Below are 23,390 nucleotides of genomic sequence, written 5' to 3'. Positions count from 1 at the left end.
AGGAGAGACTTATGATAAAAAGACAAAATTTAAAACTAGTAACTGTTATTTTATCTATTGCGTTACTATTAAGCTCATTGTTTGTACCCTCATTCCAACCAGTACAGGCACAAACGAACAAAAAAGATGCAGCTGACATTTTAAATAATTTAACAGCAGAACAAAGAAGTGCTATAAAGCAATTAGACGCACAGAAAAGTTTCGTGGTACATCCTGATATTAATGTTGAAAACGACAGTCCAGTTGATGTCATTATTGAATTTAAACAAGAGCCAGCAAAAGTAGAGGTTGCTAAGACGAAGCTGAGCGGGAAAGGGCAAATCTTGTCTCTACAAAACTCAGAGGAAAAGGTTGAGGAATCTCATAGTGAATTTAAAAAGCTGATTAAAACCACCGAAAAAGAACATTCAAATGAAACGAAGTCGGAAAATGGGAAATCCTCCAAGGCAAAATCAGAACAATCTCAAGCTAAAATGATTATAAAACAAGAGTATCGTGATGCTTTTAATGGTGTTTCTATGACTCTACCAGGTACTTTGATTGAAACACTTTTACAATCTGGTTTAATCGAACGAGTGTGGAAGAATGAAACAGTAACACTAGATTTGCCAGAATCAAATAGTAAAGAAATTGAACCGAAAATGATTGACAGCATCCCGCAAATTGGGGTTGATAGGCTTCATGATGAAGAAATTACAGGGGAAGGAATTAAAGTAGGCGTTGTTGACACAGGTATTGATTATAATCACCCTGACTTAACCAATGTATATGACGGATATCGTGCAAAAGAAGGTGAAGATCCAACAACGATTGATCCAGACAGTGTTAAAGGTTGGGACTTTGTCGATGATGATGCGGATCCAATGGAAACAACATATCAAGAATGGCAAGAATCAGGGGAACCTGAATTCGATATGAATGGTAGTTCTTATTATACCGCCCACGGTACGCATGTTTCAGGCACGATTGCAGGCCAACAGGAAAATGAAATCGACCATTCCGTTAAAGGGGTTGCACCTGGGATAGATTTATATAATTATCGTGTATTAGGTCCATATGGGACTGGGGATATGGATTGGATTATTGCTGGTGTAGATAAAGCGGTTCGTGATGGTATGGATGTGATTAACTTATCCTTAGGTGCTAGCATTAATGATCCATTATCTCCTGCATCAATTGTCGTTAATAATGCAATGTTATCAGATGTAGTAACCGTGGTAGCGGCTGGAAATGCTGGTCCAAGTGCAAAAACTGTAGGTACTCCTGGGGCAGCTGCGTTGCCGATTACAGTTGGAGCAAGTGATGTATCACAGAACATTCCAACCTATGAAGTAACTCTAGGCGATACATTATTAACAGATTTACAATTACTAGCTAAAAACTTCACTGATGACATAGGAGATTTCCAAGACGAATCCTATCCTATTGAATATGTCGGCCTTGGCACAGTAGAAGATTACGTAAATAAAGACTTGTCAGGAAAGATTGCGCTAATTGAACGGGGGGATCTTGCATTTGCAGATAAAATTGAAAATGCAACGGAAGCGGGTGCTTTAGCAGCCATTATTTATAACGATGAAGATGGACAAATTCCATTTTATCTTGGTGAAGCAACAGACATTCTCCCTACATTTCGATTATCGAAAGAAGATGGAGACAAGCTAAAATCAGCGTTAGATGAAGAAGAACAATTGCAATTTGGTGACCTATCGAATACTAAAACGATCGGTGACAATTTAGCCGATTTCAGTTCAAGAGGTCCTGTTACAGGCAGTTACGATATCAAACCAGATGTTACTGCACCAGGTGTAGCTATATATTCTACCTTCCCATCATTTATTAATGATGCTGATAATAATAGTTATGAATCAGCTTATGGACGTAGTGATGGAACTTCAATGGCAGCACCACATGTCGCAGGGGCAGCGGCATTAGTTTTACAAGAGAACCCTGACTATACGCCATTTGAAGTAAAGAAAGCATTGATGAATACATCTGTAAATTTACAAGAAGATTATTCCGTTTATGAAGTGGGAGCTGGTCGAATTAACGTTTATGACGCAGTTCATACAGATACGATAATTACTGTTATTGATGACGTTGACATGATTGAAAGTGATGACGAAGTTGTAACAATTGATGGGGAAACAGGGTCAATACGTTATGGCAGTTACTACATGACGGGTGAAGAAGACCTTGAAGAGAGTAAGCAAGCTATTATTGAAAATACCTCTAACGAAGAAAAAACATATAGTATTGAAGCTGACTTTTTACCAGCAGAAAATAATCGTCAAGATGCAGGAGCTAACGGTGTTGAATTGGATATGCCAAATTCTATCACGGTATCAGGTGAGGCAAGTAAAGCGCTAGATCCGACTATTTATGTTCCAGCAGATGCAGCATTTGGAACGTATGAAGGTTATGTTCGGATAACAAACGTAGATGATTCATCTGAAAAGTATCAGGTCCCATTTGCTGTAAGGATTTCTGATAAAGGAATTGATTATGCGGAACTAGACCGACCAGCAGTAACGAATGACTGGGAGTTCCATCCATTTTTAAATCCAATCATATCCGTATTTTTAAATTTAAAAAGTCCAATGGAAACAGTCGATATTGTCGTAAATGATCCTGAAACAGGTGAGTCACTAGGAGTTGTTGGATCATTATCTAATTTAGAAGCCGATGTCGAATATGTTTTATTGGAAGGGTTTATGGGACATGTCTATCCTTTTGAAGATGACCCGGCCAACCCAATATCATTTGACCCAATTGTATTACCAGAAGGGGATTATATTTACGAATTAATCGGAACAGATGCTGAGGGTGAAACATATTCTTTAGAAGAAATCATTGTCGTTGATAATACGCCACCTGAAATGACTTTCAATGATTATGAACCAGGTGTTATTGAACTGAATGAATCAATGTTTACAGATCAATATGGTCATTATGCATTTTGGATGCACATGAATGTATATGATTCAACAATCGACTTGCTAAACTCAAAAGGATTTAATTACGATCAGTCCGAAAACATTGTCGGTTATTATGATAAATCTCCATTTCCGGGCGTACTTGGAGTGGATTCTGAAGGCCTCTTGAAAGTTGGTGTTCTTCCAGAAGAAATAGAAGATGGACCGATGAATCTGGATTTAATTCCAGTCGATTTAGCAACAAATGCAAATATGGATATACCAAGATATTCATTTATTAAAGAAGGATCGCCTTATGCTTTGCCGACTTATGATCAAGACAAGTTATCACTTGACGATGAATTTACGATGACGTTAGATCTTAACAACATCGATCAACTTATCGCTGGTGAATATGAAGTAGAATACAATGAAGACATTTTTTCATTTGAAGGTGTCGAATTAAATAACGAATTTAAAGAGTTTGCCGAAGAACATGATGTACAAGTCGACCTTCATGAACCATCGTTTGATGAAGGGTTTTCTGGCAAAACAGTCACAGTAGGAGCCACTATTGCGGATGAATCATTTGAAGGATTTTCAGGAAACACAGACTTCATTGATCTGAAATTCAAAGTAATCGATGATGAATATTATAAAGACTTATCCGTTTTAACTGTCAATGACCTTGGATATAAACAGTACGGAGATACTGAATATACCTCGATTCCTGTGTTTTATCATGATACCTTTATGTTAATTCCAAGTAAATCTACTGTAAATGGTTCTATTCATGCAGAAGCCTTCCGACATGAAGAAGGATTCATGGAAACGAGAGATTATGAGGAAATTGGCGTAAATGTCTATGCTAAATTAAATGATAAAGGCAAAACTTATCAAGGTTCAATTGACAATAATGGTGTGTTTACGATAGATGGTCTACCAGTTTCAGATGACGATTACACGTTTTATGTTGAGGTTCCTGGTCATTTGACCACTACATTAACATTGAACCCGGCAAAAGAAGTAGACGGTGAATTAGTTGGACATGAAACTAAAATAGATCTGGGTATAAACAAAGCTGGTGATTTAAATGGCGATGGGGTCATTGATATACATGACGTCATGAGAATTGTTGCTCAATATGGTAAGGAAAATGATGACACAGATATCAATAAAGACGGCATTGTAGACGAAATTGATGTCCGGTATATCGAAGAGAATTTCTTAAGTATTGGCGATACAGCAGGTGATAAAAAGCCACTTGAGAAACTTGGACCAAAAGGAATTGATGATTTCTTAAAGGCTCTTGGTCTAGAACCATCTGATAAATAAGATTTTCGCACACTGTTTGATGTGTGCGAAAATCCCTAAATAAGTGATTGGGGGCTTTTAGGTGAGCAAAATCTATAAATTTCCGTATAGAAAAATAATCACATTAATTTTTAAGATGCTGTTTGCTGTCATATTTGTGCTCGTACTGATGTTGCTTGTACAAATGAGCAAACATCCTAACCAACCCCCTCATATTTTGGGCTATCAAGGACTTACGGTTTTATCAAATAGTATGAATCCAACCTTTGCAACAGGTGATCTTGTTATTGTAGAAACAATGAGTGCATCAGATATCCATAAAGATGACATTATTACATTTAAAGTAAAAGATACGTCCTATATTACCCATAGAGTTGTCGACACTATTAAAGAAAAAGGGGAAACGAGCTTTGTCACAAAAGGTGATAATAACAATGTTATTGATGAAGAAATAGTTCATGCTAATCATTTGGTTGGAAAAGTACTATTCCATATTCCGAAGTTAGGATATATCGCAAACTTTGTTATTAGTAAAACAGGCTTTGTACTTTTGATAATAATCCCACTAATTGGTTATGTCAGTTTGGAGTTCTATGAACGTATAAGAAACAATGATGACAATGAGAAAGTTAGTTAAAAAATATATCTAAATAATGGGGGATAACAAATGAAAAAGAATAAAGTTAAAAAAGTTTTTCTTGCTACGTCACTTTCGGCAGCGTTAATTGCAACGGCCGGCTTAGGAACACACTCATGGTTTACTTCCGAAACGAATGCACATGGTGAAATGAAAAACGGTGCATTGGAAATAAATAATGGCGTGGATATTGAAGAGCCACTTTTTGAGGGGGAGAATTTTACTCCTTCTCAGCTTGAGTATGGTAATTGGGTATCTCTGTCAAATACTGGAGATTTAGACGCACACTTAAAGGCGACCTACACTCATTCAATCGATAAAGCGTCACTTGATGCTTACGAAGTGGGGTATATGGCGATGAAATATACAATTACGCCTAATCAAGATGCATATGAAGACTCCGAAATCGCTCTTGAAAACCTTTTTGAAGGAACAACGAATGAGCGTACCGTTAATATGAGCTTATCAGAGGGGATAGAAGTTCATGGGGAAATCATTTCCCAAAATGAGTCTGATTCAGGGGAAATCTTACTAGGCGAAGGTAGTGAGGATTCGTTCTGGGAATTGGAAGAAGGTCAATATATTGACGTGATGATCGGAGTAAAGATGGATGAAAGTGCAGGCAATGAATACCAGAGTGCTACTTATAATGCGCAACTTAATGTGATTGGAAAACAAACCGATGATGGTGCAAAGTACGATTAATTTGAAATAACTAACTTGTAAATATAAAAGGTGAACAAGCATGCAGACAGACATATATATTGATCCAAAAATAGATATCTATAGTGATGAATACATTGAAGTACTTATTGAGTTTAAAATAAAGCCTGCCAAAGTAGCCATGGCGATTAGTCATTTAGGTCTAACGATGGAACAAGCTAAAAAGCAGGTTGACATGAGTCATCAATCATTTCAGAGTGACCTAAAAATTTTGGATGAACAACAAAATAAATACTCGGTTATTCATACTTATAAAGACTCCTTTAACGGTGTAGCGATGCGGCTTAAGGGAAATGCAATTAAACATCTTCTTAAATCTACAGCTATTAAAGCGGTTTATAAAAATAAAGAAATAGGATTACCGAAAAAACCGGTCGACACGAGGTATCAAATATAATTTGACTAATACTGCCCCCAATCTTAATTGTCACAATTAAGATTGGGGATCTTTTCGTAATAGACCGTAAAATATAAATCATTGCCAAAAAAATCGCAAAATCACAAAAGGTTCTTGCAATAATGAATTATTTAACGTAATAATATAGTATAGAATAGATGAGTGAGATTGTGAGCAATATCGGTCTTTTATGTGAATTTAATCACATGAAAGGGGAAACTCATCGAAACCACCGTTATGTCAGACATCCAACATAATATAAAAGGGGGAAATTAAGTGAGGAAGTTCTTACAGAAAAAAGGGGTCTCTCTCTCAGTTAAAGAATATTTGATTACAGCTTTAAGTTATATGGCGTTAGGGCTGTTTTCTTCGCTCATTATGGGGTTGATTTTAAACACAGCTGGAGAACAACTGAATATAAGTTATCTTGAAGAAATGGGTACATTCGCGATGGACGATAAAATTGTTGGGGGAGCTATCGGAGTCGCCATCGCATATGGATTGAAAGCACCACCGCTCGTTATGTTTTCGGCTTTATTTGCAGGTGCGTTTGGGTCAGAACTTGGTGGACCTGTCGGCAGTTATATCGCGGCTTTAGTTGCCATTGAGTTTGGGAAAATAGTCTATAAATTAACGAGAATTGATATAATTATTACACCAATGGTCACGGTTATTGTTGGATTTACAGTGGGGAAATTCATTGGGCCACCGATTAATCAGTTTATGACTTGGTTTGGAGAACTAATCAATTGGTCTACAGAACAGCAACCACTTCTTATGGGAATCCTTGTGGCGGTATTAATGGGGTGGGCTTTAACTGCCCCAATCTCAAGTGTGGCTATCGCATTTATGCTTGGAATTGACGGTATTGCGGCAGGAGCGGCGGCGATTGGTTGCTCAGCCCAAATGATAGGCTTTGCCACGTCAAGTTACCGTGATAATGGATTTGGTGGCTTTTTAGCCCAAGGTTTAGGTACTTCCATGCTTCAAGTTGCTAATATTTTAAAGAAGCCGATCATCATTATCCCGCCAACTATTGCTGGTGCTGTTCTTGCCCCGTTTGCAACAATGTGGTTAAAACTATTAAACAATTCATCAGGTGCAGGAATGGGGACAAGTGGGCTTGTTGGACAGATCATGACATTCGAATCGATGGGGTTTTCGATGTCTATCTTTTGGAGCGTGTTAATCTTACATATTGTAGCTCCTGCCGTTATCAGCCTTGGTTTATCAGAATGGTTTAGGAAGAAAGGATGGATCCAACAGGGAGATATGAAGATAGACTATGAATAATGGGCAATTTATTCCTAATCATGTAAAATGGGAGCTAGAAGGCAGCGCCATGCTACGAATAGAAAGGAAAGGTGATAAGATCATTTATTGATTTGCGTAGGAAGATCTTTAGATTTCAACTTTTAAAATGATAAAGAATCGATTAATCAATTTTAATAGGAGGAATATGAGATGGATAAATTTATGAAACGTGCAGTTGAATTATCAGCTGAAAATGTTCGTGAAGGTGGTCAGCCTTTTGGAGCGGTCTTGGTCAAGGACAATGAAATTATTGCCGAGGGTGTGAACGAAGTACATATAAAATATGATGTGAGTGGGCATGCTGAATTAGTAGCTATTCGTATAGCACAGGAAAAGCTACAAACCAATGATCTATCAGGAGCTATCATGTATGCCAGTGGAGAACCTTGTCCAATGTGTCTAACAGCTATGTTCTACGTAGGAATTGAAAAAGGATATTATTGCGCATCTATTGAAGATACAGCGGATGTAGGATTGGGTGCTTCTGTTACTTTATATGAGGACTTCCAGAAACCACGTGAGGAAAGAACGGTACAAATGTATTCCATGCCACTTGAAGAAGGTCAAGAAGACCCAATGAAATTATGGAAAGAACAGAATTAAATCACTAGTGAAGTTGTTGTTTTACGATGAATGGTGAGGTTTTTTCCAGCGTGAGAAGATCTCACCGTTTCATTTATAGTAACGATTATGATAAAGCATATTAATTATTCGACATCCTCCATATATTAAGCTATGATGAAAATTGCTTTTAAGAAATTTAAAGAATGAGTTGTATTAAAAAGTTATACACTGCCTTATCACTTAACCGATTCATTTACTTTTTTTAGGAATGGTGATATTAATCACATAATACCTCCCCTAAAAGCTGTATAATAAAGATAAGGTTATTCGTTGGAGGTTTTCAATCATGTCTTTTTACAAACTGCTCGTTTTTATTCATATATTTTCAGCTATTTTGGGATTAGGTCCTGGTTTTATTATGATTTATGTTGTTACTAAAGCGAAAACAATGACCGAACTCAGACATGCCTATCTGATTCGTAATCGCATCCATATATTCGTCATGGTTGGTGGAACATTACTGCTTGTAACAGGGGTATTAATGGGGATGATCAATCCATACTTGTTAAAGCAAGGTTGGTATGTTGTAAGTCTCATTCTATTTTTGGTTGCTCTCGCATTTGGACCGATTGCACTGTCACCACGCTCAAAACCTATTAAAAAAATGCTGAAAGAACATCAAGGTGATGATGTGCCAGAAAGATATCATATTTTAGCAAAAGATTTATTCTTTTATGAACGTATTGAGAACATTTTATTTTTAATTATTATCGCGTTAATGATTTTAAAACCATTTTAATAAAGTAGATAAAATTAGCGCATCGAATAGGGTGGGCTATTTTATTTATAATAAGACGTTTTTGGCCTATGAAAATAATTAATCATGATTGATAACGATAAAAATAGGGGAAAGGTGATATTAAACTATTGAAAAAAGATAAAGGACATGCTATAGTTGTACAAATTTATTTAGAGTAGTGTATTCAATTTAAGTTTCAATAAAATTTTAAAATAATAAAAGAGGAGGCGATCACCATGCGAAAAGTAAACTTAGAAGATATTTTCCTTCATCCTATTACACAGAAATATTTAGCTCGTTCCGGTATTGCACATGCCATTACAGTGGCTGAATATGCCTTTTTGCTTGCCCATGAATATGGTGTTAATCCAGATCAAGCGGCTAAAGCAGGGTTACTTCATGATATCGGACATTACACTTGGTATCGTGATGGAAAGTGGGATTATGATTTATATAAAGAAAATGACATCCATGCTATTAAAGGGGCGAGCCGGGCACATAAATTGTTGATTCGAATTGGCGAAGAAAGACATATTGCGAAAGAAATAGCCATTGCTATCTTACTGCATACGGATTCCTATTTGCCGCAAGGTCATCTAGAATTGCAACCTTTGCAACAAGTCGTCACGCTTGCTGATGAAAAGGATGAAGAAACGGGTGGAAATCATCACTATCGACAAATAGAACAATATGTTGCTCTAGAACGGATTCGCGCTCTAGATATAAAAATTGACCAAAAAGAAAACCCTCAAAATAACCACCAACAAAAAATGGCTTAAATTAAGTATTCCAACTTCTAACTTACACTTCAAAATGAAAACAATAAAAACTCAAACGTAAAAAAACACGGTAATATGGCCGTGTTTTTGAATGATTAGGGTTTGATTTTAATAGAGCGGCGACCACTCCAACTCGCGCGGGGACTGCGTCAACTCGCGCGGCGACCGCTCCAACTCGCGCGGCATTCCAACTTAAACATTAATACGTTCCAGTCAATCCCTATAGATTTTCCAAATACTCTTCAAACGTAATGCTTTTGTCCATAATATCTTTAGCGGCTTTCTCTCCAACATACCTTAAGTGCCATGGTTCATATTGGTATTTAGTAATATCTTCCTTACCCTCAGGATAACGGATAATGAACCCATAATCACTTGCATGTTTTTCAATCCATTTACCTTCAGGCGTCTCACCAAAGTCAATAATGAGATCGAAGCCAACATCAGCACTCGTGACGTCCATTGTTAATCCGGACTGATGCTCACTTTCTCCAGGACGTGCACTATATTTATTGGCGGCTTCTTCACCGTTTTTTTCTACATTGGCTGCGAATATTTCTTCTTGTCGATCAAATGAGCGAAATCCAGACTGAGCAAACAACTCAAGTCCCTTATCATCTGCTGCGTCAAACATTTCCTCAAGCGCATCAGCAGCAACCTTTCGCATTTGTTTTTTAGGCAAGTCCTCTGTAAATGGGAAACGTACATTTGGTATAACCAAATCATCTGGAGTGAAATCATCCGGCAAAGCATGTTCCTTATTGACAAGAACAAGAACTTCATATGGATTTCCAGTTACCTCTATCCCATCATCCGTCTCTGTAGTTTTTTGAAGAGGTAGACCATCTCCTGGTTTCACCTGATTATCACTTTCAAACTGTGCTTCAAGTGCTAACTTAGTTTTATCATCATATATTCCTGTAATATCTAACCCATCTATTTGAAATTGAAAATCAGTTATTGCCCATGTTGTTTTATCATCAAATTGAGAAGTTTCTTCTAAGTTATAATCTAATTCGTTTAAAGCTTTTTGGAGGCTCTCGATGTCATTTCCCTGGTCGCCTTTTTGTAGCAATCCTTGTGGAAGAGTAATGACGTCTTCCTTTTCTTCTTTATTATCTGTGGTTTGTTCATTTTGCTCATTACCCGTTGTATTTACAGGTGCTGTCTCTTTATCTTGTGGCATGCTAAAAAGATCACCTGCATCACATGCAGATAGAGTGAAAAAAATGGTGGCTCCCAAAGTAAGCAATGTTGTTTTTTTAAACACAATCTCGCACTCCCTCTATAAAATCCTTCACTACATGATGAAATCATTTAGATTCTATACGTATCGACCTATATTTTCTCATACAAACGGCCTTAATAGCAATATAAATATTTTCCTTATAGGTCTCATTGCACATGGGGTTATCGTCCCACATATGTATGTAAAAGGTTAAGGGTATTCGGAAAATAGTGTGGAAAATCGACTTTAGTCGTAGTGTCTCAAAGTGAAGGTTAGTAGTTTAGCATTATTTTTAGCTGGTTTCTGGTATGTTTCGCTTCATATTCGAGTATATGAAAATTGGACAAAAATATAAACTCAAGTTCAGACAAATGGTATTTGAACTTGAGTTTTATTTTTGCTTAGGAAACGATAACATTAAAATTTCTGTGGATAACTTTATACTGAAATTGGCCACGTTCAGCGCAAGCGCCCAGCAACTATCAAGCATTGAATACCTTCCTACGATAAGTCGAACTCGAATCGCTTCAGCTTGTACGTTTCCTAACCGGCCGCCCCGCGCTTTTGTTCTTTACGCTTTTTTTGCAAATAAGCGGCTTATTTCAATAATAACGTTTGTGGCCTTTTCCATATTGTCTACTGAAACATATTCAAATTTACCGTGAAAGTTTTCGCCACCTGTGAAAATATTCGGCGTCGGCAGACCTTTATATGAGAGTTGTGAGCCATCAGTACCTCCACGAATTGGCTCAATGACCGGTTCGATATGGTGATTTTTCATCGCTTCAGCTGCAATATCGACAATCTCTTTGACTGGTTCGATCTTATCACGCATATTATAATATTGGTCTGATAAGTCCAATTCCACGGAAGCTTCCCCGTAGGTGTTCTTCATTTTTTCTACAAATGCTTGAACGGTTTCTTTACGTTTTTTGAAATTATCTTTATCAAAATCACGGATGATATAATAGACTTGTGTTGATTCAACGTCACCATTAACAGATATTAAATGATAAAACCCTTCGTAACCTTCTGTGTGTTCAGGCGATTCCTGATCTGGAAACATTTCGATAAACTCAGATGCCAATTTAGCTGAATTGACCATTTTATTTTTAGCTGTGCCAGGATGGACATTGCTTCCTTTAAATGTCACTTTCGCTGCTGCGGCATTGAAACTTTCGTATTGTAGTTCGCCTAGTGGTCCACCATCAATCGTGTAGGCAAATTTTGCATTAAAACGATCAACATCAAACTTATGCGGGCCTCTACCTATTTCCTCATCCGGTGTAAATGCTACACGAATGTCGCCGTGCTCAATTTCAGGATGTTCATTTAAGTATGCCATCGCTGTCATGATTTCAGCTATACCAGCTTTATTATCTGCCCCAAGAAGCGTGGTGCCGTCAGTTGTGATTAGCGTATGTCCCGCATAATTCGGCAGTTCTGGAAAGTCTTTCGCTGATAAAACAACATCAAGCTCTTTATTAAGGATAATATCGTTGCCATCAAAATTTTCGATGACTTGTGGATTCACATTTTTTCCAGTAAAGTCGGTCGCCGTGTCAACATGAGCAAGAAAGCCGATGGTCGGTACATTTTTATCTGTTGTCGCTGGAAGGGTTGCCATTACGTAACCATTGTCATCGACAGACGCATTCCCCAGTCCGATGCTTTTTAATTCGTCAACGAGATAATGAGCTAATTCCAGTTGTCCAGGTGTTGAAGGAGTTGTGTCGTTATTCTCATTTGATTGGGTATCCATTTTGGCATATGTAATCAAACGTTTGATCAAATCATCTTTCATATCCATCATCTCCAATTTTTTAACTTTCGCTTATTTTATCATATAATAAAGAAAATATGATATAAAGCAATTAAGATGTAAAATGAAAATCTGGAGGGATTTTATGTCTTTTTTAATGACAGTAAATCAATTGGAAAATTCTATGCAAAACAATGAACGGGATGTTGCAATCGTCGATGTCAGGTACCAACTAAATAACCCGGCAGCAGGGAGAGTGGCATATCAAAAAGGTCACATTCCAGGAGCAGTCTACTTAGATTTAAAAGAAGATTTATCAAGTGAAGCTAAACAACATGGTGGGAGTCATCCATTGCCTGATAAAGATGTGCTTGCGAGTAAGCTAGGAGAATTAGGTATTAATCATGACACACTCGTCGTTATTTACGGTGAGAAAAATGATATGTTCTCAGCACGCTGCCTCTGGCTTTTTCACTATTTAGGTCACGAAAACGCCTATATTCTTGATGGTGGGTTGGCGAAATGGTTACAAGAGGGTAATGAGATTACCACGGACACACCTCAAAGAAAAGCAAAAACATTTAAGCCGTCGTCGTTTGAAAATGAAATAGTTAACATGCAGGATGTTAAGCAAAAGATGGATGACAAGTCAGCCGTCTTAATCGATTCACGTTCAAAAGATAGATATTTAGGTAAGACCGAACCACTCTACGGAAGAGCGGGACATATTCCAGGTGCGAAAAATTACTTTTGGAAAGATGTCTTAGATGCTGAAGGAAACTGGAAAGATAATGAGGAACTTGAACGTCATTTTAGTGATTTATCTAAAAGTGATGAAATTATTGTCTCGTGTGGATCAGGTGTCTCAGCATGTCCGAATATCCTCGCACTTAAACGAGCAGGGTTTACAAACGTAAAACTGTATCCTGGAAGTTTCAGTGATTGGATTTCTTACGACGAAAACCCGCTTGAAACAAAGGAAGAGTGATATGGTCAAACGCTGCGACTGGGTCACAGATGAACCTATTTATATTGACTATCATGATCATGAGTGGGGAAGACCTGTCCATGATGATCGAAAACTTTTTGAAATGTTGACACTTGAAGGAGCCCAAGCTGGCTTGAGTTGGATTACTATTTTAAAAAGACGGGAAAATTACCGCAATGCGTTCGATAATTTCGAACCACAGAAAATTAGTCAATACGGAAGCGATAAAATTGAAAAACTAACGAATGATGAGGGTATCATTCGGAACAAACTTAAAATTAATTCAGTAGTCACAAACGCCCAAGCTTTTTTGAAAGTCCAACACGAGTTTGGTAGTTTTACTAATTACATTTGGCAATTTGTTGACGGAAAGCCTCATTTGAACGAACGAAAAAATAAAGAAGACGTGCCAAGTTCAACAAAAGAATCAGAAGCAATGAGCAAGGATTTAAAAAAACGTGGTTTTAAATTTGTTGGACCAACCATTTGTTACGCCTTCATGCAAGCAACCGGTATGGTGAATGATCATACTAAAGATTGTTTTCTGTATCAATCCAGATGACTTCCTGTGATGAAGGACATATTCAAGGACAAAACTTCAATAATGTCCTTCATCTAGTTTATGAAAGACATTTTTAGTAAAATCCACGTGATTTTGTCTTTCATCGATGTAGTGAAAGACATTTTCAGGGTGAAAACTTTAAAAATGTCCCTCATCCGCCCTATGAAGGACATTTTTTGATAAAACTACATAATTTTGTCCTTCATCCACTTCAAATAAACTTAAACGAAACTTAGACACTACAATTTTCGTGACTGCTTTTATACCAAGTGCTTTTTGAAGCTAAGAAGCTACTAATTATCCTTAAAGACTATTCTCCCATTAACATTCTTGAAAATATTTACAACAAATACAATTAGACCGGCAGCCATTGCCCCGGCGCCGCCAAATGTAAACACGTGTGCAAAGGCCAACATATCAGGGATTTGTACCATGAATGTACTCAGAAAGAAGAACGGCAAGCCGATGTTATACAGCCAAAAATGCCATCTTCCTAATGAATTATTTCCAGCGGCAGGATAAACGGAATAGATTAATCCCATAATGGCAACAGAAACCCAACCAGCTAAGTTAATGTGTGCGTGGGCAGATGCCCAGTTCAATTGCAAGGTGGAAGACATAAAAATGCCAAGAGATATACCAATAATAAAATAAATAGCGGCTACTTTAATCCATCTTGGTCCCATATAAATACCCCCTTTTAAATTACACCAATAAATAAGAAAGACGTTACAATTTCTAATAAGAAACTAATATATGAAGCTTAGTAGATTCTATGTAAGTGAGTGTATTTATATGATATATCGATTTACACTAGGTACTTGCGAAACTATTTGTTAGATAGGTCAAATGCGAAAAGTGAGGAAACTTATTATAATATAAATAAAAAGTATAATTTAGCCCTCCTCTATGCATCTATAGACTGACATTCCTTCGTATGGTACGATAAACTATAAGTATTTGTTCGAAATTTTATAAAACCAATATAACTTCTTATCAAAAAAGCAACGTCGATTAACTTTACTTTTGTAAGAAGGAGAGGATTATCATTTCACAGTTAATGAACAATGTATCATTATCAGATGAATTAAAAGATCTTTTATCAGCAGCAGATGATATCAACTTCTTAAAAAAAGGCGAGCGTTTGTTTACGGCTGGAGAAAAGGCTGAAAGTATTTTCATCGTCAAGTCTGGTAAAATTCAAATTGGAAAAATGACAGCTGATGGACGAGAACTTGCCCTTAGACTTGGTAAAGAGGGAGATATAGTAGGGGAAATTGCACTTTATACCGATAGTGTTAAATATATTTTGACCGCCACGGCTCTTACCGATAGTGAAGTAGTTGAAATTAGTAAGAAGGATCTTGAGCAAAAACTATTGGAAAATAGCAAGCTTGCCATGGAGTTCATTAATATCATTACGGAAATGTCCTTAAGAGATCAAACAAAACTCCGAGACTTGGTGATGTATGGCAGAAAAGGAGCGTTATATTCAACACTTATTCGTCTAGCCAATAGTTATGGGACGGTAGAAAATGATGAGATTTTAATAAACTTTAAACTTACCAATCAAGAATTGGCTAACTTCTGTGGCACATCACGAGAGAGTGTCAGTCGATTATTAAGTGATCTAAGACAAGATCATATCGTGACAACAAATAAAGGGTATATTACCATTCACAATATCGAACATTTGAAAGCAGAAATTAACTGTGAAGACTGTCCAGTTGTAATGTGTAGCATTCATTAAATAAAGCCCCTTTAAGCTCGGCATACTTGGATTCGTTCGTAGGGTACACAAGGGTATTTATAAATAAAAAGAGCTGACTCTACATCATCGAATTACAATGATGAAGCAAGTCAGCTCCTTCATTTTGGTTTTAATTTTTCTTCTCTTCTTCACCGTCCGTGTCTTCATCACCCATTAAATCATTGGTTGCTTTTTTAAATTCACGGAGGGTGCTTCCAGCTGCTTTGCCAATTTCGGGTAGCTTAGATGGTCCAAAAATAATTAAAGCAATCACCAGAATAAGAATTAAACTAGGAATACCAATATTAGCCATGTCAATCACTCCATAATATATTTTGAAATTTACTATAGTTGTAAACTATCTATTCATCTCTTAAATCTTCCATAGCATTTAAATAAAATGGTACGAATTCTTTAAAGAAGGGATCTTGGATGTGTTCTTTATAACGTGCCCAAAGTTCATTAATAGCAAATCTTAAATAAGATTCATATATTTCTTGCTGAAGCTCTTTCATTTGTTTAACAAGCTCTTTGTTGCCATTTTTAGCTGCTTCGATTTCTTTTTTAGCAGCTGCAGTAATAAAGGCAGTCAAACTTCCAATATGATCTGGAAACTCTTCTTTTTCAAGTGGATAGTAAAAGCCTACTTTATCAAATGCACCTATTAGATATAATAAATCTTGCTTTGCCTTTTCCTGTTCATTTTCTGTTTTTTCTGTATAACTCGACAGATATGGAGGTATAAAATGTGGTCCAGGTATAGAAAAATAATTTTCATGCCAAAGTGCACTTTCTTCTCGATCATAATGTTTGTGAAAAGGGAATGCATCGATGAGTTCATCTGGGAGCTGATTAATATCTTTCTCATATTCATCCCAATCTCCAAACCACACATGCGTAAACAGCTGAGTTAAAACTAACTTTCCATAAGTTTCTTCAATTGTATTTGGCATATGACTTTCCTCCTTTTCAAATCTATCCTTTACGTTTGATATTAACATACATGTCTAGTTGACCAGGTGACCCACCTATTTCATCAAATAAAACACCATTTTCAAAGTTTTCATCTACTTCGGTTAGTTTATTAACAACGAATCCGTCGCCACGATGCCCTGGATAACCGCCTTCTTCATGCATGACTTCTGAGAAAGCATAAGGTGTATGGTTGTATGATGGTAGCTTTTTCTCTTTTGTACCATCAATTGAATTTCGAGTAACACCATAGCCAGTCTGTCCCATATTATATGCAGATCCTACAACACCAGGAGCAATTCCTCCAGTAACATAGACAGTTCCTTCTTGCTCTATGTTTCCATTCGAGATAGATACCTTATCACCTGTTTTAATATGGTCTCTATTGGCGTCTAATGGATTCATCCAAATATAATTATCTGAGCGAATTTCACGAAGCCAAGCACTGCTCACATTGCGATACGTACCAAGATTTCTTGATTTCCAGTTAATAAATTGAAGTGGTTGATTATTATCGACTACTTTTCTATCAAATGTTTTGATTTCTTGATAGAGTGGCATACCTTCAAAAAAATCACCGTCAAATGAATTCTTTCCTGCTGCTACACCTTCATCATAAAAATCGGCCTGACCACCGTGACCATATTTAATGTGGTTTCCTACATACTCATTTCCAGCAGCTTCAAATCTTCCGCCACGGTTGAGTACATAAACAACTTTCTTCCATTCTTCAGGCTTAACAGCTTTTTTCCACTTTTCTAAATCAAAGAATTTACCTAAAGCTTTTGTACGTGCTCTTTCGAAAATTTCTAGTTCTCTTTGATTGGCATCTGGAACAGGCTTTTCATCATAAGCAATATTTGCGACACGCTTGATATAGAAATCTTCTTCACAATGTAATGAACTTCCATCTGCAAATGCATTATCGCCAACTCCACTGAGACCTAGCATTTTACCCATTTCGATTGCGCTATCTTCAAATGAACGAACATTTGGATAGACTCTTGTCACTGGTTGATAAATACTTGCATATTTCGTTGTAATGTTAGGGTAGATTGCTTCTCTTCCCCAGCGTTCGAGATAAGTTGTATCAGGCAAGATAAAGTCAGCATATTTAGTTGAGTCACCAATTTGTACGTCTGAAGCAACAAATAGCGGTAATATATCAGGATCTTTGAGCGCTAGTTCTTGTATCTGACCATTTGGGGCAGATAGTACAGGTGATAGTCTGTGTGTAATCAACGCCTTAAGTCCATATGGATATTTTTCCAATGCGCTTGGAAGAACATCTCCAACCGTTTGGGGACTGAAAGGGAACCAAGGTCGTTTTGCGGGATAACCGTCTTGTTCAAATAAACTTGTGTCTTCATAATTTACTTGGTTTCTTCCAATTGGAATACCCCATGCTTCACGTCCATCAGGTACAGTTGTTAAGTCATATCGACCTTCAAACTCTTGATAGAAAGCACCCGTTGTAATGTTACCGCCTTTCCAGTCATAGCTTCCAATAAGGTGATTCAAAATAGCAAGTAACCGTTGACTATAATAGCCATTTTCATGCATTGCTGCTCCACGATAAGTTAGGATTGATGAACGTTTTCCGTAAGATGTGAGTTGTTTTGCAACTTGTTTAATTTGTTTTTTAGGAATTGTGGTAATCTCTGAGTATTCATCCAGTGTTTTTTCCATTGTTCGTTCTTTATACATTTGGAATGTTGACTTGACTTTTTTGCCGTCAATTTTCATGTCAACTTCTAATTCACCCTCGTTTGCTTTATCATGTGGAACTGGTTTTCCATTTTGAATGACAACAAACTGATCTTCTGAGCCAATTCCTAAATCGCTTGCACGTAGTTTAGGTCGTTCTGGATTACTCAGGTTTACAAGGTGAGTTGCATCACTCCAAGTTGGTTCGTTATCATCTTCCGCTGCATCTTTATTAGGATTTGTTAAATATATTTCATCATATAACTCTTTTTCAATAATTTCTCGACCAATGGCTAGTGCAAGAGCACCATCCGTTCCGGGTTTAAGTGGCAACCACATTTGTGCTTTTTCTGCAGTTTTACTAAAACGCGGATCAACAACCGCCATTTGCATACCATCCATTATCGCATTTGTTATTTTGGGTGCTAGGTATGTTGGTCCTTTATTTGCGACCATCGGGTTTGCTCCCCAGACAAGTAAGAAGAGGGTATTCTCAATGTCTGCATATTGACGCTTTTTCGCTTTCTCACTCGCAGAGTAAGATCTAGTATTACCAACAACAGAACTAATTCCGCAAATACCCCCATGGTGATAATAGTTTTTGGAACCTAGGCTATTCGTAATGAAACGTTCCATGAAGTCACGACGATCACCAACCATAAAGCTAATCTGATTTACTTTTGGACCAAAGTCAGGATGTTTCGTATCAATTAAGCTATCTTTATATTTTTTATCAAACTCTTCAAATGTCATATCATCGTTTTTCACTTTATCCCAATCTGACATGACTTCTTCTTCAGGAATATATTGTGCAAGTTCCTTTAGCCCAGGTGTACCAAGATCAGAGCTACCATTAATAATTTCTTCATAGGCTTCATCCCAGGAAACACTCTTCCATTTTCCACTACCGCGGGGGCCGACACGTTTTAATGGATTTTTCACACGAAAGGCATCATAAGCGGTTTGAATTCCTGCTTGCCCTTTAAGACAAATTCGTCCACCACGTGCACCGCGTCCACCACGCTTCACATCACCTGTACCTTTAACAGCATCATCTACAGAAGTGTTATAGGCGATAGCTCCCATTGGCACCATATTGAGTGGGCTATATTGATTTCCTGCAAGTTTACGAATAATTGATGTATAAGGACCGGCCTTATCTCCACCAGTTATATAAGCCTTTATCGTACAATACGTATTACATTGTTCACATGTTGAGAAGATAACATCTTCAGCACCGTAATCTTGATAATCCGTTCCAACCCCGTGACCTTCATCAGCAAATACTCCATTGATCATTTGATTCACTGGACCAATAAAGGCTGGACCAACAGCAGCTACTGCACCAAAAGCGCCTAGTGCTTTTAAGAATTTTCTTCGATTCATCTTTTTATCAACCATTGCTTATCCCTCCACTTCTTCAAGCTGATCGTTTTCTTCAAGAGGAAGTAGTCGATCTCCTATAGTAAAAATTAATAATCCCATAGCAACAATTCCGACACTGACTAACCATTCTCTTATTGTAGGGAAATAGTTACTAGCTGGAAAACCCTCCATAATTGGTATAATTTGGGATGGGACAACAATATTAAATCGAACACCGATGATTCCTATAACTACTGATATAGCAGCAATTAAAAGTGCGTTAATGTTATGGGATGTTTTCTTGAAAAATACTAGAAATATTGGTACAACCACACCAAGCCCCATCTGAACTCCCCAATAAGACCAGCTATAAGCACTTCCCATCATTGTTCCCAAGCTTTGCAATGATGTTTCACTTAAAGAGTACCAACCAACTAGTAAATCGTAAAATTGCAACAATAAGTCAACGAATAAGAATGCTGCCATCATTTTTGCTAAACTGACAACCATTTGTGTATCAATAGGTTTTTTCATTGCTTTATTTTTAATGACATAGATTGCGAGTAATAAAGCAGTTCCAGATACCATCGCTGATACAACGAAGATAATGGGGAAGACCCCTGAGTTCCATGATTCTTTCGCACTGACAACAGCGAAAATAGCCCCCGTTCCTCCGTGTACACCTAATATCGCTAATGGAATACCAATTGTTCCAAGAATTTTCATCCATTTATTATCCCGTTTTTTAGTTTTGTCATTAATTTTACTGTTCTTGAACGTTAACATACGGGCGATTTTACCTTTCAAATCATTGACAGGTCGAAGGCGAACAAGATCTTCTCGCATCGCGATATAAAGCTCTGTTACAAGAAGTGCAATATAGACAACATAGAAATGAATCTCCCAGGCTAAAATGCTCGTAACGTTCCAGTAAATCATTGCATTCATAGCACGTTCAGGTTTTCCTAAGTCCATTAGTACGAATGTTAATGCAATAATCATACAAACAATGGCAGTGAAAAGAGCCATCTTTCCAACACGTTCATACTGTTCCATTCCGAAAACGAAAATCATTGTTGATAGAAGAAAGGAACCTGCACTTAAACCGACGAAAAAGATATAAAAAGCAATCCAGGCTCCCCAAGGAGTGAATGATGAGAGATTTGTTGTTGTTAGACCAACAACCAATCGTTCAATAATGAAGTAACCACCAATGGCAAATAAAACCATTAGTATCCCAATCCACCATTTAAACATAGGAGAAAATTTTTTATGCTGATTATGTTGATTTAATTGAGCATTCCCAGTAATTGCTGGCATATTTACACCACCTTTATTTTAAGTAAATAACGTTTGGTCCAGCGCCAAGTTCACTTTTTAGAGTAAATGCACGTGGACTGCTGGCTAATTTAGAAACTGTACTGTTTGGATCGTTTAAGTTACCAAAAAATCTTGCGTCTCCAATACAAGTTTCAACACATGCTGGTTCTTCACCACGTTCAAGTCTATGCAGGCAGAAGTTACATTTTCTAACTGTTCCAATTGGTGTTTTTCGTGTACCACGTTCCCCGCGTTCAATTCCATATTCAGGACTTGTAACATCATTAAAACCAAGCATTTCATCTTCATAAGTTTCTCCAAAGTCATAAGAACGTGCTCCGTATGGGCAGGCAACGATACAATATCTACATCCAATACAACGATCGTTATCAATTGTTACGATGCCATTATCAAGTTTGAACGTTGCTCTTACAGGACAAACTTGAACACATGGAGGATTGTCACAATGCATACAAGGCATTGGTAAGTTGACCTTAGCTAAATGTGGGAAGTTACCAATTTCTTTTTCTAAGACAACGTTATAAGAAATTCCTGGGGGTGTGCGGTTTTCTGCTTTACAAGCAACCGTACACGAGTCACACCCAACACATTTCTGGAGATCAATTACCATCCCCCATTTAACAGGCTGATCTTTACCATCTTCTTCAGGGGCTGCTTCCGCAACAACGTCTCCAAATTCACCCACTAATGACGAGTAATATTTTTTATGGAAATCTTTGATATTCAGTTTTCCACCGACAACCTTACGAGCATCATCAGCCATGTTTTTACCTAAGACAGAGTCGTAAGGTGAATTTTTAAGTTCGTCGTCCGGGTTGGGAAGACGTTGATCTGCCAGCTCATTCCAATCTTTTTCAAGCATTTGTTTGAGCATTCAATCTCACCTCTTTCATGTACTATCTTCAATGTAAACGATGGCACGCTGCAAAAGATGTAACATCCGTCACAAAATGGGTTGTTTTCAACGAGTTGTCAGAAAGCCGCCATATTTCATGAGCCAGATAAAAAGTGCTTGGAATGTGGGAAAATAAGGTTTAGATAGAAAGTGAGAGAGCAGAGTCTTTTAATCACGGGCAGGTATCCATTTGTGGAAGAATGGTGTCAGGAGCGTATCTATAAATTTAAAATATTCCCAGATTAATTCGGAAGCTCAAAAAGAAAAGCTTGATTATATTTTGACAGCCAATAATATGAATTCTTCGTTCATATTGTTCATATAGAATGACACAATTTTAAAAAATTAATTATTTTAGGTGTAGCTTGAAAACCTTGTGGCTACATCTTTTTTGTGTATTTTTTAAAAGTTACTTCTTTACATTTCACAATTTAGACACATTTATGACAATAATTAGTCACATTTTATTCATCTTCCGTTCATTGTTATATGTATGGTTTGTTGGTATCTTTAATATAGTGTGAAATAAGGGGATTAAAAGTTGGTTAGCTCAATTTAATAAAATATTAAACAAGGTTACGGTAGTTGATACATAACTATTCAAACAAGAGTAAGTCTTCAACAGCTTGATCATGGATGCTGGGCACATATGAATCTACCAGTATACCATTAATACCTTGAAGCTAGATAACTTTTAAAATCTCTATCCATAAAGACATTTTTATTTTTATAAGGAGGAAGAAGGAATGGCTAAAAGATTTTCATCTTTCATAGCTTTAACAGCTATGGTATTAACGCTCTCATTATTTATCTTGCCTCAGGAACCCATTTTTGCCGACATTGCGGATGGTACATATGAGGTCAATTATGAAATGAAAGAAGCAGGAAGTGACAACACTTCTATTGCTGACGGTTATTTTTCTAAACCAGCTACGTTAACGGTTGAGAATGGAGTTAAAACTATTCAATTGACAGTAACGGGAGCGGACATGATTAAATCACTAAGTGCACCAAACGGGCCAGTTGATGTTGTAAGTGATAATGGCGACACAAGAACTGTTAAATTCAATGTCGATGGTGATTTTTCACAACCAGTCAGTATGGAAATGCATATCAAAGTTCCTGATTTGTATGACACAACTCACACAGCACGTGCCGTTTTTGATGTCAGTGGTTTAGATCAAGCTGGGTCAACTGCATCTAAAGAAGATTCTTCAGACGAAGATAATGCTACACCAGCAGCAGGATCTAACAAAGCTGAAGAAAATCCACCAACAGGAGACAGTACACCAATTGTCATGTACACTATTTTACTTGTTGGCTCAGTTGTAGCTTTAGTTGCTGCAAGAAAATTACGCCCAGCAAAAAACTAAATCAT

Annotated in this window: 20 protein-coding genes; 12 read left to right on the top strand and 8 right to left on the bottom strand. The window is 37.2% G+C overall.

Annotation, left to right across the window (positions count from 1 at the left end):
• Positions 1-11: 11 nt before the first annotated feature.
• The 8 genes from KQI49_RS12285 (at position 12) to KQI49_RS12250 (ending at position 9,442) form a co-directional block, all read left to right on the top strand.
• The gene (locus tag KQI49_RS12285) at positions 12-4,250 is read left to right on the top strand and encodes a S8 family serine peptidase (RefSeq protein ID WP_216489394.1); all 4,239 of its coding nucleotides are present in this window, start codon (positions 12-14) and stop codon (positions 4,248-4,250) included.
• Positions 4,251-4,311: 61 nt separating this feature from the next.
• The gene (locus KQI49_RS12280; RefSeq protein ID WP_216489393.1) at positions 4,312-4,866 is read left to right on the top strand and encodes a signal peptidase I; all 555 of its coding nucleotides are present in this window, start codon (positions 4,312-4,314) and stop codon (positions 4,864-4,866) included.
• A gap of 30 nt (positions 4,867-4,896) precedes the next feature.
• Positions 4,897-5,571, top strand: a complete 675-nt coding sequence (locus tag KQI49_RS12275) for a hypothetical protein (RefSeq protein ID WP_216489392.1) — start codon at positions 4,897-4,899, stop codon at positions 5,569-5,571.
• Between the two features lie 40 nt (positions 5,572-5,611).
• Positions 5,612-5,986, top strand: coding sequence for a protease inhibitor I9 family protein (locus tag KQI49_RS12270; RefSeq protein WP_216489391.1), 375 nt, complete (start codon positions 5,612-5,614; stop codon positions 5,984-5,986).
• Positions 5,987-6,262: 276 nt separating this feature from the next.
• Entirely contained in the window at positions 6,263-7,279 is a 1,017-nt protein-coding gene (locus KQI49_RS12265; RefSeq protein WP_216489390.1) for a PTS sugar transporter subunit IIC, read from the top strand.
• Between the two features lie 171 nt (positions 7,280-7,450).
• A complete protein-coding gene (locus KQI49_RS12260) occupies positions 7,451-7,903 on the top strand; it encodes a nucleoside deaminase (protein ID WP_216489389.1) in 453 nt (150 codons plus the stop codon).
• 307 nt (positions 7,904-8,210) lie between these two features.
• Positions 8,211-8,663, top strand: a complete 453-nt coding sequence (locus KQI49_RS12255) for a DUF2269 family protein (protein ID WP_216489388.1) — start codon at positions 8,211-8,213, stop codon at positions 8,661-8,663.
• Between the two features lie 236 nt (positions 8,664-8,899).
• Positions 8,900-9,442, top strand: a complete 543-nt coding sequence (locus KQI49_RS12250; protein WP_216489387.1) for an HD domain-containing protein — start codon at positions 8,900-8,902, stop codon at positions 9,440-9,442.
• A gap of 220 nt (positions 9,443-9,662) precedes the next feature.
• Here KQI49_RS12250 and KQI49_RS12245 read toward each other — a convergent pair whose 3' ends face one another.
• A complete protein-coding gene (locus KQI49_RS12245) occupies positions 9,663-10,712 on the bottom strand; it encodes a M15 family metallopeptidase (RefSeq protein ID WP_371817567.1) in 1,050 nt (349 codons plus the stop codon).
• Between the two features lie 529 nt (positions 10,713-11,241).
• The gene (gene pepT, locus KQI49_RS12240) at positions 11,242-12,474 is read right to left on the bottom strand and encodes a peptidase T (RefSeq protein WP_216489386.1); all 1,233 of its coding nucleotides are present in this window, start codon (positions 12,472-12,474) and stop codon (positions 11,242-11,244) included.
• A 103-nt stretch (positions 12,475-12,577) separates the two neighbouring features.
• On the opposite strand from pepT, the gene KQI49_RS12235 reads away from it, so the two are divergent.
• Entirely contained in the window at positions 12,578-13,420 is an 843-nt protein-coding gene (locus KQI49_RS12235; protein WP_216489385.1) for a sulfurtransferase, read from the top strand.
• Position 13,421: 1 nt separating this feature from the next.
• On the top strand, positions 13,422-13,982 hold the full coding sequence (locus KQI49_RS12230) for a DNA-3-methyladenine glycosylase I (protein WP_216489384.1): 561 nt from the start codon (positions 13,422-13,424) through the stop codon (positions 13,980-13,982).
• 293 nt (positions 13,983-14,275) lie between these two features.
• Here KQI49_RS12230 and KQI49_RS12225 read toward each other — a convergent pair whose 3' ends face one another.
• On the bottom strand, positions 14,276-14,668 hold the full coding sequence (locus KQI49_RS12225; protein WP_216489383.1) for a cbb3-type cytochrome c oxidase subunit I: 393 nt from the start codon (positions 14,666-14,668) through the stop codon (positions 14,276-14,278).
• A gap of 374 nt (positions 14,669-15,042) precedes the next feature.
• On the opposite strand from KQI49_RS12225, the gene KQI49_RS12220 reads away from it, so the two are divergent.
• Positions 15,043-15,732: a Crp/Fnr family transcriptional regulator gene (locus tag KQI49_RS12220; RefSeq protein ID WP_216489382.1), complete on the top strand. Its 690-nt coding sequence runs from the start codon at positions 15,043-15,045 to the stop codon at positions 15,730-15,732.
• A gap of 130 nt (positions 15,733-15,862) precedes the next feature.
• Here KQI49_RS12220 and tatA read toward each other — a convergent pair whose 3' ends face one another.
• The 5 genes from tatA to dsrO are packed head-to-tail and all read right to left on the bottom strand — an operon-like array spanning position 15,863 to position 21,991.
• Positions 15,863-16,045 (bottom strand): twin-arginine translocase TatA/TatE family subunit, encoded by a 183-nt coding sequence (tatA, locus tag KQI49_RS12215; protein WP_216489381.1) that lies wholly within the window; start codon positions 16,043-16,045, stop codon positions 15,863-15,865.
• A gap of 49 nt (positions 16,046-16,094) precedes the next feature.
• Positions 16,095-16,685 carry a molecular chaperone TorD family protein gene (locus KQI49_RS12210; protein ID WP_216489380.1) on the bottom strand — a complete coding sequence of 197 codons (591 nt, stop codon included), beginning with the start codon at positions 16,683-16,685 and terminating at the stop codon, positions 16,095-16,097.
• A 22-nt stretch (positions 16,686-16,707) separates the two neighbouring features.
• Entirely contained in the window at positions 16,708-19,812 is a 3,105-nt protein-coding gene (locus KQI49_RS12205) for a molybdopterin-dependent oxidoreductase (RefSeq protein ID WP_216489379.1), read from the bottom strand.
• A 3-nt stretch (positions 19,813-19,815) separates the two neighbouring features.
• On the bottom strand, positions 19,816-21,096 hold the full coding sequence (nrfD, locus tag KQI49_RS12200; RefSeq protein ID WP_216489378.1) for an NrfD/PsrC family molybdoenzyme membrane anchor subunit: 1,281 nt from the start codon (positions 21,094-21,096) through the stop codon (positions 19,816-19,818).
• 13 nt (positions 21,097-21,109) lie between these two features.
• Positions 21,110-21,991, bottom strand: coding sequence for a sulfate reduction electron transfer complex DsrMKJOP subunit DsrO (gene dsrO / locus KQI49_RS12195; protein WP_216489377.1), 882 nt, complete (start codon positions 21,989-21,991; stop codon positions 21,110-21,112).
• Between the two features lie 767 nt (positions 21,992-22,758).
• On the opposite strand from dsrO, the gene KQI49_RS12190 reads away from it, so the two are divergent.
• Complete coding sequence (locus KQI49_RS12190; protein WP_216489376.1) at positions 22,759-23,385, top strand: NEAT domain-containing protein; 627 nt, start codon at positions 22,759-22,761, stop codon at positions 23,383-23,385.
• Positions 23,386-23,390: the final 5 nt, after the last annotated feature.

The sequence above is a fragment of the Virgibacillus sp. MSJ-26 genome (assembly GCF_018918075.1).
Taxonomy (GTDB): domain Bacteria; phylum Bacillota; class Bacilli; order Bacillales; family Amphibacillaceae; genus MSJ-26.
This window is presented reverse-complemented; position numbering and strand designations above follow the sequence as displayed.

Bases quoted from the DNA above. Each gene is read 5' to 3' on its own strand.
- KQI49_RS12285 (WP_216489394.1), top strand. From the start codon at position 12: ATGATAAAAAGACAAAATTTAAAACTAGTAACTGTTATTTTATCTATT.
- KQI49_RS12275 (WP_216489392.1), top strand. From the start codon at position 4,897: ATGAAAAAGAATAAAGTTAAAAAAGTTTTTCTTGCTACGTCACTTTCG.
- KQI49_RS12270 (WP_216489391.1), top strand. From the start codon at position 5,612: ATGCAGACAGACATATATATTGATCCAAAAATAGATATCTATAGTGAT.
- KQI49_RS12260 (WP_216489389.1), top strand. From the start codon at position 7,451: ATGGATAAATTTATGAAACGTGCAGTTGAATTATCAGCTGAAAATGTT.
- KQI49_RS12255 (WP_216489388.1), top strand. From the start codon at position 8,211: ATGTCTTTTTACAAACTGCTCGTTTTTATTCATATATTTTCAGCTATT.
- KQI49_RS12250 (WP_216489387.1), top strand. From the start codon at position 8,900: ATGCGAAAAGTAAACTTAGAAGATATTTTCCTTCATCCTATTACACAG.
- pepT (WP_216489386.1), bottom strand. From the start codon at position 12,474: ATGAAAGATGATTTGATCAAACGTTTGATTACATATGCCAAAATGGAT.
- KQI49_RS12235 (WP_216489385.1), top strand. From the start codon at position 12,578: ATGTCTTTTTTAATGACAGTAAATCAATTGGAAAATTCTATGCAAAAC.
- KQI49_RS12230 (WP_216489384.1), top strand. From the start codon at position 13,422: ATGGTCAAACGCTGCGACTGGGTCACAGATGAACCTATTTATATTGAC.
- KQI49_RS12225 (WP_216489383.1), bottom strand. From the start codon at position 14,668: ATGGGACCAAGATGGATTAAAGTAGCCGCTATTTATTTTATTATTGGT.
- KQI49_RS12220 (WP_216489382.1), top strand. From the start codon at position 15,043: ATGAACAATGTATCATTATCAGATGAATTAAAAGATCTTTTATCAGCA.
- tatA (WP_216489381.1), bottom strand. From the start codon at position 16,045: ATGGCTAATATTGGTATTCCTAGTTTAATTCTTATTCTGGTGATTGCT.
- KQI49_RS12210 (WP_216489380.1), bottom strand. From the start codon at position 16,685: ATGCCAAATACAATTGAAGAAACTTATGGAAAGTTAGTTTTAACTCAG.
- KQI49_RS12205 (WP_216489379.1), bottom strand. From the start codon at position 19,812: ATGGTTGATAAAAAGATGAATCGAAGAAAATTCTTAAAAGCACTAGGC.
- nrfD (WP_216489378.1), bottom strand. From the start codon at position 21,096: ATGCCAGCAATTACTGGGAATGCTCAATTAAATCAACATAATCAGCAT.
- dsrO (WP_216489377.1), bottom strand. From the start codon at position 21,991: ATGCTCAAACAAATGCTTGAAAAAGATTGGAATGAGCTGGCAGATCAA.
- KQI49_RS12190 (WP_216489376.1), top strand. From the start codon at position 22,759: ATGGCTAAAAGATTTTCATCTTTCATAGCTTTAACAGCTATGGTATTA.